The organism is Micromonospora sp. NPDC000207, assembly GCF_040300925.1.
Classification (GTDB): Bacteria; Actinomycetota; Actinomycetes; order Mycobacteriales; family Micromonosporaceae; genus Micromonospora.
Genome location: NZ_JBEPEQ010000118.1, coordinates 1 through 16622 on the forward strand (window position 1 = coordinate 1; position 16622 = coordinate 16622).

Genomic DNA, 16622 nt, shown 5'->3' on the forward strand with positions numbered 1-16622 from the left:
CCGGGTCCGAGCCGGGCCAGCCAGGCGCGTACGCCCTGCTGGACCAGGTCTTCCGCGACTGGCTGGCCCGGCTCGGACCCGGCAGCGACCCGGTGGACGAACGGAGGGACTGGCAGCGGCTCGTCCGTCGCGCCGTCGCCCGGATCGGTCTCGCGATGGTCGAGGCCGCCGGCCCGCAGGCGTGGACCGGCCGATGGGGCAAGGACCACACCGGTAAGGACGTGCACTACTCCAGCTCCCAGGCCGAGGCGTGGTTCCGCACCGGCCTGGCCAAGGCGCTGCCAATGGCGGCCGAGCCCTCGACCCAGACGCAGGAGGCGACAGCATGACGGTCGTGGACGACAACCCACCGGCGGCCCCCGAACGGAACCGGTGGTTCCGGCGCCGCCGGGACCTCGGTGAGCACGTCGCCCGGCGGGTCGGCGCCCTCCAGACGCGGGTCCTGGGTAACCCGCCGTCCCCGGAGGCGATCAGCGCACTGGCCCGGCTCCGGCGCGGCATCGGACGACCCCCCGGCTTCGACTTCACCCTGGAACGCTACCTCCAGGTACCGGCGGAGCTGCTCGGATACCAGCCGGCCGACGACATCGTGGCGACCGACGCCGAGTACGCCGTCCACGACGCGGTGACCCTGTACGCCCTGCACCAGCAGTCCCGCCGCGAGCGGATGCACGCCGACGGCCGGGGACTGGGGCTCGCCCTGTCCGACCTGGTGCACAGGTCCGGAGGGCCGGAAGGGGTGCGTCGGCGCTTCGCCGCACTCGGCACTGCCAGCACCTACCAGGAGAGCATCTACCACCTGCGCAGCCTGACCACCTTGCTGCGCGAACACCAGATCCCCCTGGACTACGGCCTGCTCGCCGACGACCTGACGACCCTGCACCGACCCGACGGCCCCACCCGGGTCCAGGCCACCTGGGGGCGGGAGTTCTTCCGCAGCCGCCCGAGCACCGACGCCGCATCCGCCGACCACTCCGAGGAGACCCCGTCATGAGCCGCACCATCATCGACGTCTACGCCCTGCAGACCGTGCCCCCGAGCAACCTCAACCGCGACGACACCGGCTCCCCGAAGACCGCCGTCTACGGCGGCGTCCGGCGGGCCCGGGTGTCCAGCCAGGCATGGAAGCGGGCCATCCGGCTGGCCTTCGCCGGTCTGCTCGACCGCTCCCAGCTCGGCGAGCGGACCAAGCGGGTCGGGGAGTCCCTCGCCGCACGGATCCGGGCCCTCGACCCCAGCCTCACCGACGAGGCCGCCTCCGCCCTGGCCGCCGACGTCTTCGTGGCCGGTGGCCTCGCCAAGCCCGCCAAGAAGAAGACCGACGCGAAGGACGTCGAGTCCGACTACCTGATGTTCCTCAGCCACCGCCAGTTGGACAACCTCGCCACGGCGGCGCTGGAGGCCCACCGGGCCGGCACCGGCCTCGACAAGGCCCAGTTCAAGGCGCTGGTCAACAGCGACCATTCCGTCGACGTGGCGATGTTCGGCCGGATGGTCGCCGACCTGGCCGACATCAACGTCGACGCCGCCTGCCAGGTGTCCCACGCCATCAGCGTGCACGCCGTGGACAACGAGTTCGACTACTTCACCGCCGTCGACGACCGCAAGGCCGACGCCGCCGAGACCGGCGCCGGCATGATCGGCACCATCGAGTTCAACTCCTCCACGCTGTACCGGTACGCGACCATCGACGTCGACGCCCTGCACCGGACCCTCGGCGACGCCGCAGCGACCCGGGCCGCCGTCGAGGCGTTCCTGACCGCCTTCGCCCGCAGCATGCCCACCGGCAAGCAGAACACCTTCGCCCACCGGACCCTGCCCGACGCCGTCCTGGTCCGGGTGCGCGACACCCAACCGATCAACCTGGTCGGGGCCTTCGAGACGCCCATCCGCGAGACGCACACCGCCGGCCGGATCGAGCTGGCCGCAGCGGCCCTGGCCGCGCACACCGTCGCGGTCGAGAGCGCCTACGGGGAACGGCCGACCGGCAGCTGGGTCACCCAGGTCGGCGACAAGACCGCGGTCCTCGCCGACCTCGGGAAGGCCGTCACCCTCAGCGAGCTGGTCACCGGCGTGGGGGAGCAGGTCTCCGTGGCACTCGGGCAGCCCGCATGAGCGTGCTGTTGCTGAAACTGGCCGGGCCCCTGCAGTCGTGGGGATCGTCCAGCCGCTTCACCCGCCGGGGCACCGAGATCGCGCCGACCAAGAGCGGCATCATCGGCCTGCTCGCCGCAGCGAAGGGCATCCGCCGCACCGAACCCCTCACCGACCTGCTCGACCTGGAGTTCGGCGTGCGGCTGGATCAGCCCGGGCAGATCCTGCGTGACTTCCAGACCGCCCGGTCCCTCGACGGACGCCGCAGCGCCCCCCTGACCTACCGGTTCTACCTCTCCGACGCCACCTTCCTGGCCGCCGTCAGCGGTGCCCCGAGCGTCCTGGAGGGCCTGGCCGAAGCCCTGGACCGGCCGCAGTTCCCCCTCTACCTGGGGCGCCGCTCGTGCCCACCGGCCGGGCCCATCAACCTCGGCGTCCACGACATGACCCTCGACGAGGCCCTGACCGACTGGCCGTGGCTCGCCCCCGAGTGGCACCGCAAGAAGGCGGCCCGCACGGTCCGGCTGGAGATCATCCGTGACGCCCGCCCCGGTGAACCCGTCACCGAGACGGTGCCCGACGAACCGGTCAGCTTCGACCCGGCGCACCGGCAACACACCTGGCGATCCGTGCTGCGCCGGCACGCCGACATCACCAACGACCTCGCCGAGCGGGCCGCCGTCACCGAACACGACCCGCTGAGCCTGCTGGGAGGCTGAGCATGTTCCTCACCCGATTCCAGATCAACCCGGCCCGCCGCAACGCCCGCAAGCTCCTCACCTCCCCCCAGGCCATGCACGCCGCAGTCCGCGCCGGATTCGCCGACCCGACGGGCTACGAACGCGACGGCCACCGCACCCTCTGGCGCCTCGACACCGCCGCCCCCGCCACCGTCCACCTCTACATCGTCAGCCCCGGCCGACCCGACCTGACCCACCTCGTCGAACAGGCAGGATGGCCCACCACCGAGGCATGGGTGACCCGGGACTACGACGGGTTGCTCACCGCGCTGCGCCCCGGCCAGGAGTGGGCGTTCCGGCTCACCGCCAACCCCACCCACAGCGGTCGCAAGACCGCCGACGCCAAGGAGACCCAACGGTTCGGCTACCTCCGCGAACCGGAACAGGTCGACTGGCTGACCCGACGCGCCGAACGCAACGGCTTCGCCGTGGCCACCCAACCCAACGGACGCCCCAACGTGCGGCTGCACCAGCGGCGCACCGACACCTTCAAACGCGGCATGGGTACCGTCACCCTCACCACGGCGACCTTCGACGGCATCCTGCACGTCACCGACCCCGACAGCTTCCGCCGCGCCCTGACCAGCGGAATCGGACACGCCAAGGCATACGGGTGCGGTCTGCTCACCCTCGCCCCACCCCAGCCGGGCCCGTGAAGACCCCCGGCGTCCCCCCGGCGGAACTCGCCGACCTCAACCGCGCCCAGGACCGGATCAGCTTCATCTACCTCGAACGCTGCGTCATCCACCGCGACAGCAACGCCATCACCGCCACCGACGACAAGGGCGTCGTCCACATCCCGGCCGCCACCCTGTCGGTCCTCATGCTCGGCCCCGGCACCAGCATCACCCAGCAGGCGATGATGCTGATCGCCGACAACGGCGCCACCGTCGTCTGGGTCGGCGAACAGGGAGTCCGCTACTACGCCCACGGTCGTACCCTCGCTCGCTCCAGCAGACTCCTCGTCGCCCAGGCGGCCGCCGTGTCACACCGTGACCGGCGGCTCCAGGTGGCCCGGGCCATGTACCGGATGCGGTTTCCAGGCGAGGACACCAGCCACCTCACCATGCAACAGTTGCGCGGCAAGGAAGGCGCCCGGGTCCGCCGCTGCTACCGCGAACATGCGCTGCGGACCGGGATCGCCTGGAACAACCGGGAGTACGACCCGGACGACTTCACCGGCAGCGACCCCGTCACCAAGCCCTCTCAGCGGCACACGCCTGCCTCTACGGGGTGGTTCACGCCGTGATCGTCGCCATCGGTGCATCACCCGGACTCGGCTTCGTGCACACCGGACACGAACGGTCCTTCGTCTACGACATCGCCGACCTGTACAAGGCCGAGATCACCATTCCGGTGGCCTTCGACATCGCAGCCGGTGAGTCCGCCGACCTCAGCGCGGACACCCGCCGAGCCGTCCGCGACCGCATCCACGACGGAGCACTCCTGAATCGGTGCGTACAGGACATCCGCAGTCTTCTGCTCACGAGCGACACGGCCGGGCCCATCGACCCGGCGTGGCTGGACGAGGACGCCAGTACCGACGCCGTGCGGCTGTGGGACGACGAAGGCTACGAACTGGCCGGTGGCCGCAACTACAGCGCAGACGTGGACTTCTGATGACCGTCATCATCCTCACCGCCTGCCCGGAAGGCCTCCGCGGTCACCAGGCACTGGGGTTCCGCCAGCCGGACTGGGCGCCCGGCGCGTCGGTGTCGGTGCAGGCGACCGATTCGTTGCAGGATCAGGTCCACCGGCGCGAGGTCGGTCACCAGGAGGTCGAAGTCGATGTCCAGGGACTGCTCGGCGACCTGGCTGGCCACGACGACGTGGCAGTCCGGCCGGCGCTGCCCCACCTTGGCCAGATGGTTGGGGGAGCCGAAGGTGTCCCGCAGCCACTTGTCCTTGGCGGCGCGGTCGGCGGCCATGAAGCGGGAGTGCGCCACCGTCACAGGTATGGACGGCCCGAGCTGCCTCCGCAGATCGGCAGCGGTCTCCTGTACCCGGGCGACGGTGTTGCGGACGACGAGAGCACACCCGCCGTCGACAAGCTCGGCCCGGAGCCGGGCGGCGAGCACGCTGAAATCGTCGTCGAGGCGTTCGAGCCGTACGTCGAGGCTCCGGCCCGATGCCGCACACCCCACCGTCTCTGGCGTCCGGTCGACACCCGAGACGCTGAGTAGCGGATACCGCAGATCGTCACGGAGCACCCGGTAGCTGTCCACAGCGGTGTCGCGGCCTCCGTCAGGAGACCACCGTCGGGGTCGGCTCCTGGTGTGCCGCACACCGAGCCGGCCGTCGTCGTAGGCCCGCATCATGTCGACCCGCCGGCCCGCCGGGAGAGTCGCAGACAAAATGACCACGGGCACACCGTGCGCGGCCAGCCACTCCAGGGCCCGGTCGAGATACCGGCTCATGTAGACGTCATAAGCGTGGGCCTCATCGATCACAACCACTTTGCGGGCCAGCCCGAGATGTCGCAGCGCCACGTGCCGGCTGTAACGCGGCGAAGAGTAACTGGTCGACGGTACCGACGACGAAGCTGGACAACATCTTGCGTTTCCGCCCCGCCAACCAGCCATGAACGGCGATCTCCGTCCCACCCTCGTCCTCAGCGATCGCGCTCGGTAACCCCCCTCGATAAAGCCGGGAGTACTCGTCGTTGAGCATCGCCTTACCGTGGGCCAGGGCCGCGTCCCGAGCACCCCGGCCCACGTCTGCGTCAGGAAGGCGACTGAGCCAGGTCAGAACCCGGCTGAACATCGCGTCACCGGTCGCCCGCGTCGGAAGAGCAAGGAAACAACCACCCGCCCCGGTACGGCAGGCGAGGACCTCCACCGCCGCCAACGCGGCCTCGGTCTTCCCTTCACCCATCGGCGCCTCGACGATCAACAGACCCGGCACCGGCATGCTCCGAGCCTGCTCCAGCACCGCTGCCTGCACCGGATACGGCTGCGCCCCAGCTGGCATCTCGAAACGCCGGGCGAACAGAGCCGCCGCATCGAGACCGTCGACGTCCACCGCCTGCCACGGAATGGGCAGATCCAACTCCTCCCACGCCCGGGCCAGCCGATCAGGAGCCTCTTCCTGCCGATAGCCGTACGGGAAGAGCTCGTCGTTGCTGGCGATCCAGTCGGCGACGATCACGACCGCGGTCAGCAGCACCTGCACCGGCTGCGGCAGCGCCACCTCCCGCCATGCAGGCAGCCGGTCGGTCGCGTCGGTGTACCGGCTCATCCAACAGAGCAGCTCGTTCCGCACACCCGGCCAGAGCCCATCGACACCGAGCAGGTAAGGCCGCTGTCGAATCTCATCGAGGTCGGTATCGGTCGGCGGCACCCCATGATGACCGCCGACGACCACCGCGTACGCCCCGGCCTGCTCACGAGCCCAACCGTGCTCGGCGGTGAGCCAGTCGACCAGAGCCAGGTGACCAGCCGGACCGTGCGGCGCACAGAGCCGGCTCGCTTCCACCTGGCGGTCGAAGGTGAACCCGTGATCCTGCATCGCCCGCCGCAGGTACGGCACCTGCCAGGCGAACGCCGGGCTGGCCTTTCCGATGTCATGAATCCCGGCGAGCCACCGCACCAACCTGCGCCCGTCGTCGGCCCCACCCGGCAACAACGCCGCGATGCGCTGACGGACGGAGGCCGGCAGCCACACATCCCACAACAACCCCGCAACATCCGCGCTGTCGGCGAGATGCCGATACAGCGGAAGCCAGAACCCCCGATCACGATTCGTCTTGCCCCACACAAGGCGAGCGCTCTCACCGAGACCATGCTGATCAGCCACGGAAGGAACAAAACCAAAGGGGTACGACACTTGTCACCAACTCCGATTCCAATCACCACAGCCCGTACCAGACCCGCAGCCGAACGAGCCGCAACCTCGTGAACGAGAATCACGTACGCCAGGACACGGCCCCGATCGAAAACTCTTCGAGTCCGAACCACAAGCGAGCCGACCGCCTCTCAGGGGCGGCACCGCCGGAAAGCCAGCCGGTACGCTGAGCCCACCTGCAGGAAATCCCTACCCGACCCGAGGGCCTGAATGACGATCTTCAGAATCAAAGTGAACGAAACCGAGGAAGTTGATCTCTAGCGCCCCAGGTCAAGAAGTCTGCTCCCCGCGGACGCGGGGGTGATCCGGTGGCGCTCGGTTCGTTGGCCAGCTTGTCGTCCTGCTCCCCGCGGACGCGGGGGTGATCCTACGCGGCCGACGTCGCCTACTACGGGGAGTCCCTGCTCCCCGCGGACGCGGGGGTGGTCCCGCCGCAACCTGGTCCATGAACCTGCGCGAATCCTGCTCCCCGCGGACGCGGGGGTGATCCTGATTTCTCGGGCCTACCTCGTGTTTGATGCTGCTGCTCCCCGCGGACGCGGGGGTGATCCCGCCGAGGTCCACCTGCCGCACCCGATCCGCACCTGCTCCCCGCGGACGCGGGGGTGATCCCGGGATCGCGCAGGACGTGCTGATCCGGCGGGGCTGCTCCCCGCGGACGCGGGGGTGAACCGTGCGGGCCGCGCGTGATCGGCATCGACGCCGACTGCTCCCCGCGGACGCGGGGGTGATCCCGGGATCGGCAGAGACGATTCCTACGGCCTTTGCTGCTCCCCGCGGACGCGGGGGTGATCCCGCCGACTGCCGCTCCTGGGTGGCCTGCTGCTGCTCCCCGCGGACGCGGGGGTGATCCGGTCGGGGGCGGGTTGGAACCGCGCGGCTGATGCTGCTCCCCGCGGACGCGGGGGTGATCCGACCATCCGGCGGTGGAAGGGGGGCGAGACCACCTGCTCCCCGCGGACGCGGGGGTGATCCTTGGACGTGCGGCGGCGGCTGGAGTGCTCACCGCTGCTCCCCGCGGACGCGGGGGTGATCCGCCGACAAGCCATTCTTGTCGTGCGAGCAAGCCCTGCTCCCCGCGGACGCGGGGGTGATCCCACGCGCACCCACGCCGGATCCGAGGTGGCCTCCTGCTCCCCGCGGACGCGGGTGATCGCAGCAACACGCTGCCGGTGACGGTCAGCTGGGACTGCTCCCCGCGGACGCGGGGGTGATCCCACCACCCCCACCACCGCGATCAGCAACGCCGACTGCTCCCCGCGGACGCGGGGGTGATCCGTCGAGTGCGTCAGCATCGAGCGGGCCTACAAGCTGCTCCCCGCGGACGCGGGGGTGATCCCACGGATGCGGCGTCGCCGGGGTTGGTGACGCCCTGCTCCCCGCGGACGCGGGGGTGATCCGTCGAGTGCGTCAGCATCGAGCGGGCCTACAAGCTGCTCCCCGCGGACGCGGGGGTGATCCCCGGCGGAGCACCTCGGACCTGTTCGTGCCGGCCTGCTCCCCGCGGACGCGGGGGTGATCCTTCGCGCGGGCCCTGTTCCCCGACATCCCACCGCTGCTCCCCGCAAACGCGGGGGTGATCCCCTGGGCTGCCAGTACAAGGTGCTGTACCTGAACTGCTCCCCGCGGACGCGGGGGTGATCCGGTCGGGGTGGTCGGGGTCTCGGCGGCGTCCTTCTGCTCCCCGCGGACGCGGGGGTGATTCCCGGCCCGGGGTGAGTAGCCCCGGGCCGTCGTCCTGCTCCCCACGGACGCGGGGGTGTCAAGCCCCCGCTTTGATGGAGAGTTCCATCAAAGCGGGGGGAAATCATTCCGTGGGAGCCCTGTCCCTGCATGCGGTGGTTGCAGGCTGGATGCTCGGGTGACACCAACACCGTTGACCGGCAACGCCATCAGCGAGGCGCCTCAGTCGTGGGATCGATCAGTGAGACGCCGGAGGGCTGCTCCTGTGCCGGGGAAGGCGAGTTGCAGGGTTCTGGTCGTGGTGCGGATGGCCCACCAGGTGAGTGCGACGAGGTAGGCGACGATGAGGGCGCTTTTGGTGGTGTAGGTGAAGACGAGGGCGTATCCGATGGCCAGGCCGGGACGGCGATGACGCGGAGCAGGCGGTTGTTCGTCATGGTCAGGATGGTGGCTGCTCCGAGGAGGGCTGCTCCGAGGCTGCCGACGAGGCCGGGCATGCGAGGTCGACCGGGGTGGTGAGGGTGAGTGCCGCGCGCATGAGATAGATGCCGGTGACGGCGAGGAGGGCGGGGGTGAGGGCGGGGCGGGCCAGGGTGAGCCAGGTGGGTAGGGCGGGGGCGGGGATGCGGGGTGCGGTGAGGGCGATGAGGGCGATGAGGGCGGTGCAGGCGGCCAGGGGTAGGGCGGCACCGAGGGTCCACTTCAGGTACGGCGTGTAGTCGAATTCGAAGGCGGTGCCGGTGGCGAGTCCGTAGAGGGTGGCGGTGATGAGGCCGCCTGCGGTGGCGGCGAGGTATCCCTGGCGGATGAGGCTGCCGGTGGTGGGTTCGGGTGTTGCTGGGGTCGGGGTGCCGGCGAGCCAGGTGGTGGGGGCGAGGTGGGCGATGGCCAGTGCGGCGAGCATGGCGAACGCCCCGGCGGTGGCGAGTTGGGGCATGGAGGTGCGGATGCCGACGACCCAGCTGTCGACGGTGGTGACGTCGGCGGTCTGGACGGCTTGGAGGAGGAGCGCCAGCGAGCAGGCACCGAGGAGGAGGATGCCGGCGAGGTCGCGGATGCGGAGCCGGACGCGGGGTAGGTGTGTGGCGGCGGCGCGTGGTTCGGGCTGGTCGAGGGTGGTGAGTGTCAGGGCTCCGTCGGCGAGGGCGTGGGAGTTGTCGACGATGCCGGGGACGGTGCCGGTCGCCTGCGCGATTCGTTCGGTGAGGCCGGGTACGCCGTGGGCGGCGCGGACGATGACACCGGCGAGGTGCGTCTTGTCGACGTCGGCGGCGTCGAGGAGTTCGGCGACTTCGGTGGTGACCTCGTCGAGGAACGGTTGGGTGGCGATGGTGACGTCGTCGCGGGTGATGACGGCGGGTGGTCGGGGCGCGGGTAGTAGGACGGGTGCCCGGTCGTGTTCGGCGAGGAGATGCCGGGCGGTGCGGACCGACTCCATGAGGGCGAGCCGACCGTTCGTGTCGACGCCCGAGGGGTGGTCGGCCTGTGTCCGGAGCGGGTCGTCGTTGGTGGTCGCGGCGGCGATCACTCGTTGGACGATGAGGTGGTCGACGTCGCGGGGGGTGTCGATCTGCCGTGTGGCGAGTTCGTGGAAGTCGTCGCCGACCAGTTGGAGGACGGTGAGGGTGACCGGTTGTCGGTCTGCTTGGCAGACGAGGATGCAGGCGTTCTGGGGCACGGCGTGGCCGAGTGCCGTGGCGTAGGCGGCAAGGGCGGCGGGGGCGGTGACCAGGGTGGGCGGTGGGAGGCCTGCGCGGGAGGCGGCTTCTGCGAGGTGTCCGCGACGTCGTGGTCCCCATTGTGGTGGGACGGTCATGGTGAGTCCGGTGATGGGTTGCCCGACCTGGTGGGTGGCGTGGAAGGCGGTGTGCCGCAGGACTGCGGCGAGGAGGTCCGCCGCGTCCGGGGGTGCCGCATCGTCGCGGTCAGTTGGTGCCCCGAGCAGGTCGGCGGGGTTGTCGACGTACCGGTGTACCGGGGCCAGGGCGAGCAGCGGGCCGAGGGTGTCGATGACTCGGTGCGCGGACTCAAGGCGAGGCCCTCAACCTCAAGGACGGGACCGGCGACATGACAGCCCTGCGACGACAGTTCGAGGCGAGGGTTCGATGCGCATGTTCACCACATGCCGTTGCTCGTCGAATCAAGTGCGGCGGTATCTGCCAGGGGCGGTTCCGTACTGGCGTTTGAAGGCGTTGGCGAAGGCGAACTCGGATGTGTAGCCGACTCTTCCAGCGATGGCGCTCAGCGGCGCATCGGATTGGTGGAGAAGTCGGGCGGCGGTGTTCATCCGCCACCATCTCAGGTAGGTCAGTGGCGGCTGGCCGAGCAGAGCAGTGAAGCGGCGGGCGAACGGTGCCCGGGACAGGCCCGCTTCGGCGGCGAGCGAGGCGACGGTCCACGGCAGCGCCGGGTCGCGGTGGATTGCCTGGAGTGCGGCCGTTGTCGCCGGATCGTTGAGTGCCGCCGCCCAGCCAGTGGTGGCGGTCCCGGTTGTGGGGTTCTGGTCGAGCCAGGTGCGCAGGATGTGTAGCAGCAGGGTGTCGAGCAGTGCAGGAATGATGGCGTCGGCACCGAGCCGGGGTCGCTCTAGTTCGGTGGAGAGCAGGTCCACGGTGGTGCGCAGTCCGGGGTGCCGCCCGAGGTGCGCGGGGAGGTGGATGAGTTCGGGCAGGTCGTTGAGCAGCGGATGGGTACGGGCCGATTCAAGTTCGTAAGCACCGCACAGGGTGACTGTGGCGGGGGCGTCGGTGGCGTTTCGTAGGAGTACTTGCGGGTCGTTCCGATCGCATGCGGGCGTGGTAGGCACTGTCGTTGGGCTGTCGGCGAGTGTGTGTCCGCGCCCGTGCGGCCGGAACACTATGTCTCCAGTCGCAAGCGGCACAGGGCTGGCATCTGCGTCGATGAGCCAGCACGGTCCCTGCAGGACTATCTGGAAGCCCGCGGAGCCGGGTACGGATGCGAACTGCTGCGCCCACGGGGCGTGCCACGCCACCCGCGCAGAACGCGGCTGGCCGGTTCGCATGACCGTGATCACGTCGCTGAGTACGTCCATGTGGCCAGAGTATTGACGCAGAGACGAACGAGCATGAAATGAGGACTCCATAGCATGGTTCGTCTTCGGTCACCGCCATAGGTTCGAGGCGTGAAAGCTATGCGAATCCACCACCACGGTGATGCCTCGGTCATCCGAACGGACAATGTGCCACGGCCGGTGCCCGGCCGCGGCGACGTGCTGATCAACGTCGCCGCGACCTCGTTCAATCCGTCCGACATCGGGTTACGCCGCGGGCTGCTGCGCTCCGTCTTTCCGCTGGATCTGCCGTACACCCTCGGCGGGGACGTCGCCGGCACGATCGTCGAGGTCGACGACGACGTGCACACCCTCGCCGTCGGCGACCGGGTCATCGGCCGGCTCGACGCAGGCGGTGCCGCGGCCGAGTACGTCACCACCGCAGCTGACACCGTTGTCGCGGCGCCCACCGCGGTTCCCCTCCCGCACGCCGCCGCCATCCCCATCGCTGGTGTCACCGCCTGGCAGGCGGTGTTCGAGCACGCGGGCATCGCGCCTGGGCAGCGGGTGCTGGTCAACGGGGCGGGCGGTGGCGTCGGCGGGTTCGCGGTCCAGCTTGCCAAGCACGCCGGAGCCCACGTCACCGCGACGGCCAGCCCACGCAGTACCGAAGTGGTCCGCCAACTCGGCGCCGACCAGGTCGTCGACTACACGGCCACGCCCCTCGGCGACGCGCTCGACCGGCCGGTCGATGCGATCCTCAACTTCGTCGTGGTCAGTGCGCGGCAGGCAGTGACGCTGATGTCGCTGGTGCGGCCAGGCGGCGTTGTCGTTTCCGCCACTGGTGCGCTGAAGGCACCCGCCGGGTTCGCGGTGACGGTGGTGCACTTCGTGGCCCGCAACGACACCAGCCACCTCGCTGGCCTGGTCAGGCTCGTCGACGCCGGCACCGTCGGTGTCGATGTCGCCGCGTCGCGCCCGCTCGCCGATCTGGCCGCGGTGCACCGAGATGCCGAGTCCGGCCGCATCCGTGGCAAGACGATCCTTGTTCCGTGAAGGAGTCTTGATGACCACCACGCCGGCCTCCTCACCCACCGTCCTGTTGCGCGTCGGCCGCCGGGACCCTTGATCACCGCTCAGTGCCAGGTGAGCCTCCTTCGTTAGGGTCTGCTGCACCGATAGGTGCCCTTCCCCTCGTAGCGTGGAGGCCAGAGCTTGAGGGATAGAGGTTCATGGCTGAGACGAGACGCCAGTTCGATCCGGAGTTCCGGGCGGGCGCGGTGCGCATCGTGTGCGAGACGGGTAAGTCGATCGCTCAGGTCGCCCGTGACCTGGGGATCAACAGCGGAAACCTGGCCAACTGGGCGAAAAGGGACCGCGAAGGACCTGGAGTCAGGCTCGGCCCACCCAAGTGGAGTTCATGGAGGCGTTGGGCTGGACACCGCAGCCCGACCTTTCGTCGGTACGGGTGCCGCCCGCCTACGCCCAGGCCGTGATGGAGGCGTTGCGGAGCAGGCGAATCACTCGGGCCAGGGCTGTGGAGTTGATGCATGACCAGATGGTCGAGGTGGACCTGCCGCAGGACGACGATACGGAGATCGCCCCGTGAGCTTGATGGCACAAGGCGCATCCGTCTTTGTGCTCGATACGATGGCCCTCAGCCACTTCACTCTCGCTGACCGGTTGGACGTTCTGCAGGATCTGCTGCTCGATGCCGTGGTGTGCGTTCCTGGCGAGATCGTTCGTTGGCTTCCTCCCGCCATCTGCCGCCTGAACCTTGATCACTATTGAGGTGTCTGCGGTGGGGGCTGGCCACCCCATCGAACCCAGGTGACCCGTCCCGGGGGGAAGGGGGCGGTCGACCCCCACCCGTCGTCTACCGTCGGTGACTGTCCCGAGTAGTGTCGATGCGACAATCGGTGCCATGGCTATCGGGGTGGAAACGTCAGCGCGGCCGTTCGCCCACCTCCAGGCCCAGAACGCGACGCTGTACCGGCAGGCCCTGATGGTGTTCGTCCGGGCCAAGCAGCGGTTCGCCGTGCACCTGCGGCCGGAGGACGTGCTCGCTGAGCTCGACGCCGGGCAGTCGCCGGAGACCGTCCGGGCCGTGCTCGACCAGCTCCGCGACTGGGGCAACCTGCGGGCCGACCCGGACACCGGCCGGGTGACCACGGTCGAGGACTTCCACCAAGCCCGCTACCTCTACCAGCTCAGCCCGGAGGGACACGCGGCCGAGCAGGCCATCGCCACCTACGAGGAGGCCGTGGGCCGGCGCGGCGCCCTCCAGTCGGTGGCCCTGTCGGACATCGCCGGACAGTTGCGGGCGCTGCTGCTCGTCGCCGAGGAGGCGGGCGCCGGCGGGCAGCCGGATCCGGCGAAGACCCACCTGCTGATGATGATCCTGGTCGACCGGTTCACCGACCTGGCCGACAACGCGCAGGCCTTCATGGCGTCGCTGCGGCGCACCATCGACTTCGTCGATGTCGACGTCGCGGCCTTCCTCGCGTACAAGGAGTTGTTGATCTCCTACTTGGAGCGGTTCATCGCGGACCTGGCCAACCAGGGGGCCGAGATCGCCGCGCTGGCCGGTCGGATCGAGGAGATCGGGGTCGACCCCCTGCTGGTGGTGGTGGCCCGCCGGGAGGCCGCCGACGCCGTACCCGGGCAGGAGCCCGGCAGCGGCCCACCGGCCGACGCGGCCGACGACGACGGGTCCGGCGGCACCGGCCGGCCGACGTCGACCGCCCGGGACGGGGTCGTCAGCGCGGAACGGGAGGCGCTGCGCGCCTGGCGGCACCGCTGGGCCGGCCTGCGCGACTGGTTCGTCAGCGCGGAGAGCAGCCGCCCCTCCCAGGCCCGGCTGCTGCGGACCGCGGCGATCGGCGCGATCCGCCAGCTCCTGGGCACGGTCGCGGCGATCAACGAGCGGCGGGCCGGCCGCTCCGACCGGTCTGCCGACTTCCGCCGCCTCGCGCTCTGGTTCGCCGAGGCACCCGACGACGCGGCCGCGCACCGGCTCTGGCACACCGCGTTCGGGCTCTCCGCCGCCCGGCACCTGACGGTCACCACCGAGACCCTCGCGGTCGTGCGGGAGCAGCCGGTCCCGGCGGTCACCCCGTGGGCGCAGGCACCTCGGCTGGAGATCAGCCCCCGGCTGCGGCGGACCGGATCCTACGAGCGGCGAGGCTCGCCGAACCGGGTGATCGACCGGTCGGAGCAGCGTCGGGCGCTCGCCGACCGGGTGCGCCGGGAGGCGGAGCAGACCGCGAGGGCCCGAACCGCCCTGGCCACACGGGAGCCGGTCCTGCTGTCCACGCTGACCGAGCTGGACCCGGTCGAGTTCCGGCTCTTCCTCCATCTGCTCGGTGATGCCATCTCCGGCTTGGGCCCGGACCGGTCGGAGGTGATCACCACCACCTCGGACGGGACGATGGCGGTTCGGCTGCGCCGGGTCGAGGGGGCCGCCCCGGTGCGGATCGTCACCGTCGACGGGGTGCTCACCGGCCCGGAGCACCTCATCGAGATCACCGACCTGGTGGCCTCGTGAGTCGCCGCGGCAGCCTCAGCGATGACCCGCAGACGCGCCGCCGCCGGGCCGCCCGGTTGCTGCTGGCCCGCCCGCTGCTGGTCGCCGGGCTCACCGCCGAGGAAGACTTCCGGCTGGTCCGGGGCTACGCCTCGGAGCTGCGGGAGTGGTTCGACCGGGAGACCGGCTGGCGGCTGGTCGCCGACGCCCAGTCGGTACGGCTGATGAAGCTCACCGCCGACCCGGCCGACAGCACCCATCCGGCCCGGGACCCTCGCGCCCGTACCCCCTTCTCCCGACAGCGGTACGTCCTGACCTGCCTCGCCCTGGCCGGCCTGGAACGGGCCGACGGGCAGGTCACCCTCGGTCGGCTGGCCGAGGAGGTGGTCGCTGCGGCGGCCGACCCGGCGTTGACCGCCGCCGGCTTCTCCTTCGCCCTGGACCGTCGGGAACGCCGGGCCGACATGGTCGCCGTGGTGCGGTTGTTGCTGCACTGGGGGGTGCTGCGTCGGGTCGCGGGGGACGAGGAGGCCTACCTCGGCTCCGGCGGGGACGTGCTCTACGACGTGGACCGGCACGTCGTCGCCGGGCTGCTCGCCACCGTCCGGGGACCCTCGATGATCGACGAGGCCAGCGCGGACTCCCGGCTGGCGGCACTGACCGCCGAGGTGGTGCCGGAGGTCGACGAGGCCCGCAACCGGGCACTGCGTCACCGGCTCACCCGGCTGCTGCTGGAGCAGCCGGTGCTCTACCGCGACGAACTCTCCGACGCCGAACTCGCCTACCTGACCAGTCAGCGGCATGCGCTGCTGCACCGGATCACCGAGTTCACCGGGCTGGTGGCCGAGGTACGTGCGGAGGGGATCGCGATGGTCGACCCGGACGACGAGCTGACCGACGTGCGGATGCCGGCCGAGGGGATGCAGAGCCATCTGACCCTGCTCCTGGCCGAGCGGATCGCCGACGCTGAGGCGGGCCTGCGGGTCAGCGAACTGCATCGGCACACCCGGGAACTGGCCCGGCAGCACCGATCGTACTGGCGCAAACACGCCACCGACCCGGGTGCGGAGGTGGACCTGGTGGCGGCGGCGCTGGAATCTCTGGCCGCCCTCAAACTGGTCACCCTGGAGCCGGCCACCGACCCGTTGGTGCTGCCGCGTCCGGCGATCGCCCGGTACGCCCTGGCCGAGCCGACCATCCGGAGCTCCGCCGCCCGCACCGTCGGGCACACGCCCTGACCAGGAACGACGGAGAGGTAGCCCCGGTGACCGCCACCGTGACCGACATCCCCTCGCAGCAGACGGACGGCCTGCCCCGGCCGGATTCCGAGCGGTGGCAGCCGCTGCGCGCCGGACTGGTCGACATCTTCTACTACGACCAGGAGGAGTTCCACTTCCACGGCGGCAGCCTGCTGTTGCGGGGCAACAACGGCACCGGCAAGTCGAAGGTGCTCGCCCTGACCGTGCCGTTCCTACTCGACGGAGAGTTGGCGCCGTACCGGGTGGAGCCCGACGGGGACCCGCACAAGCGGATGGAGTGGAACCTGCTGCTCGGCGGCCGGCACCCCCATCCGGAGCGGCTCGGCTACACCTGGCTGGAGTTCGGCCGGCGCGACCGCGACGGCGACCGGTATCTCACCGTCGGCTGTGGCTTGAAGGCGGTCGCCGGGCGGGGCATCGCCCGGCACTGGTTCTTCGTCACCAGCCAGCGGGTCGGCGCCGACCTC

The 16622-nt window shown here is 70.4% G+C and carries 15 protein-coding genes, 2 pseudogenes and 2 CRISPR repeat arrays; of the genes and pseudogenes, 13 read left to right on the plus strand and 4 right to left on the minus strand.

The window, feature by feature from the left end:
• From ABT336_RS23110 to cas1e, 6 genes and pseudogenes are all read left to right on the plus strand, one after another.
• Positions 1 to 329, plus strand: a pseudogene (locus ABT336_RS23110) (type I-E CRISPR-associated protein Cse1/CasA); the annotation flags it as partial.
• On the plus strand, positions 326 to 994 hold the full coding sequence (casB, locus tag ABT336_RS23115; RefSeq protein WP_350898974.1) for a type I-E CRISPR-associated protein Cse2/CasB: 669 nt from the start codon (positions 326 to 328) through the stop codon (positions 992 to 994). The pseudogene ABT336_RS23110 and the gene casB, both read left to right, overlap by 4 nt.
• On the plus strand, positions 991 to 2115 hold the full coding sequence (cas7e, locus tag ABT336_RS23120; RefSeq protein ID WP_350898976.1) for a type I-E CRISPR-associated protein Cas7/Cse4/CasC: 1125 nt from the start codon (positions 991 to 993) through the stop codon (positions 2113 to 2115). The genes casB and cas7e overlap by 4 nt, the downstream gene beginning before the upstream one ends.
• Positions 2112 to 2813, plus strand: coding sequence for a type I-E CRISPR-associated protein Cas5/CasD (gene cas5e / locus ABT336_RS23125; RefSeq protein ID WP_350898978.1), 702 nt, complete (start codon positions 2112 to 2114; stop codon positions 2811 to 2813). The genes cas7e and cas5e overlap by 4 nt, the downstream gene beginning before the upstream one ends.
• A 2-nt stretch (positions 2814 to 2815) precedes the next feature.
• Positions 2816 to 3490, plus strand: a complete 675-nt coding sequence (cas6e, locus tag ABT336_RS23130; protein WP_350898980.1) for a type I-E CRISPR-associated protein Cas6/Cse3/CasE — start codon at positions 2816 to 2818, stop codon at positions 3488 to 3490.
• Positions 3487 to 4454: pseudogene (gene cas1e, locus ABT336_RS23135) on the plus strand (type I-E CRISPR-associated endonuclease Cas1e). Before cas6e ends, cas1e begins: the two are co-directional and overlap by 4 nt.
• Here the strand turns inward: cas1e and cas3 are convergent.
• The 4 genes from cas3 to ABT336_RS23155 all read right to left on the minus strand — a co-directional run bounded on the left by cas3 (position 4430) and on the right by ABT336_RS23155 (position 11412).
• A complete protein-coding gene (gene cas3, locus ABT336_RS23140; protein ID WP_350898982.1) occupies positions 4430 to 5323 on the minus strand; it encodes a CRISPR-associated helicase Cas3' in 894 nt (297 codons plus the stop codon). The pseudogene cas1e and the gene cas3 overlap by 25 nt on opposite strands.
• Positions 5274 to 6629, minus strand: coding sequence for a CRISPR-associated endonuclease Cas3'' (locus tag ABT336_RS23145; protein ID WP_350898984.1), 1356 nt, complete (start codon positions 6627 to 6629; stop codon positions 5274 to 5276). Before ABT336_RS23145 ends, cas3 begins: the two co-directional genes overlap by 50 nt.
• 327 nt (positions 6630 to 6956) lie before the next feature.
• Positions 6957 to 7775: a CRISPR direct-repeat array (repeat unit 28 nt; unit sequence CTGCTCCCCGCGGACGCGGGGGTGATCC).
• Positions 7776 to 7866: 91 nt separating this feature from the next.
• Positions 7867 to 8443: a CRISPR direct-repeat array (repeat unit 28 nt; unit sequence CTGCTCCCCGCGGACGCGGGGGTGATCC).
• A 356-nt stretch (positions 8444 to 8799) separates the two neighbouring features.
• Positions 8800 to 10176, minus strand: coding sequence for an Hsp70 family protein (locus tag ABT336_RS23150; protein ID WP_350898986.1), 1377 nt, complete (start codon positions 10174 to 10176; stop codon positions 8800 to 8802).
• 324 nt (positions 10177 to 10500) lie between these two features.
• Positions 10501 to 11412 carry an AraC family transcriptional regulator gene (locus tag ABT336_RS23155; protein WP_502891239.1) on the minus strand — a complete coding sequence of 304 codons (912 nt, stop codon included), beginning with the start codon at positions 11410 to 11412 and terminating at the stop codon, positions 10501 to 10503.
• A gap of 99 nt (positions 11413 to 11511) precedes the next feature.
• Here ABT336_RS23155 and ABT336_RS23160 point away from each other — a divergent pair, with 99 nt between their 5' ends.
• The 7 genes from ABT336_RS23160 to ABT336_RS23190 all read left to right on the plus strand — a co-directional run.
• Positions 11512 to 12426 carry an NADP-dependent oxidoreductase gene (locus ABT336_RS23160; protein WP_350898989.1) on the plus strand — a complete coding sequence of 305 codons (915 nt, stop codon included), beginning with the start codon at positions 11512 to 11514 and terminating at the stop codon, positions 12424 to 12426.
• A 176-nt stretch (positions 12427 to 12602) separates the two neighbouring features.
• A complete protein-coding gene (locus ABT336_RS23165; protein WP_350898991.1) occupies positions 12603 to 12866 on the plus strand; it encodes a transposase in 264 nt (87 codons plus the stop codon).
• The gene (locus ABT336_RS23170) at positions 12782 to 12979 is read left to right on the plus strand and encodes a hypothetical protein (RefSeq protein ID WP_350898999.1); all 198 of its coding nucleotides are present in this window, start codon (positions 12782 to 12784) and stop codon (positions 12977 to 12979) included. Before ABT336_RS23165 ends, ABT336_RS23170 begins: the two co-directional genes overlap by 85 nt.
• Positions 12976 to 13161 (plus strand): hypothetical protein, encoded by a 186-nt coding sequence (locus ABT336_RS23175; RefSeq protein ID WP_350898993.1) that lies wholly within the window; start codon positions 12976 to 12978, stop codon positions 13159 to 13161. The genes ABT336_RS23170 and ABT336_RS23175 overlap by 4 nt, the downstream gene beginning before the upstream one ends.
• A 133-nt stretch (positions 13162 to 13294) precedes the next feature.
• Entirely contained in the window at positions 13295 to 14917 is a 1623-nt protein-coding gene (locus tag ABT336_RS23180; RefSeq protein WP_350898995.1) for a TIGR02677 family protein, read from the plus strand.
• Entirely contained in the window at positions 14914 to 16134 is a 1221-nt protein-coding gene (locus ABT336_RS23185) for a TIGR02678 family protein (protein WP_350898997.1), read from the plus strand. Before ABT336_RS23180 ends, ABT336_RS23185 begins: the two co-directional genes overlap by 4 nt.
• Before the next feature lie 26 nt (positions 16135 to 16160).
• A partial coding sequence (locus tag ABT336_RS23190) for a hypothetical protein (protein ID WP_502891240.1) occupies positions 16161 to 16622 on the plus strand: 462 nt, incomplete at its 3' end.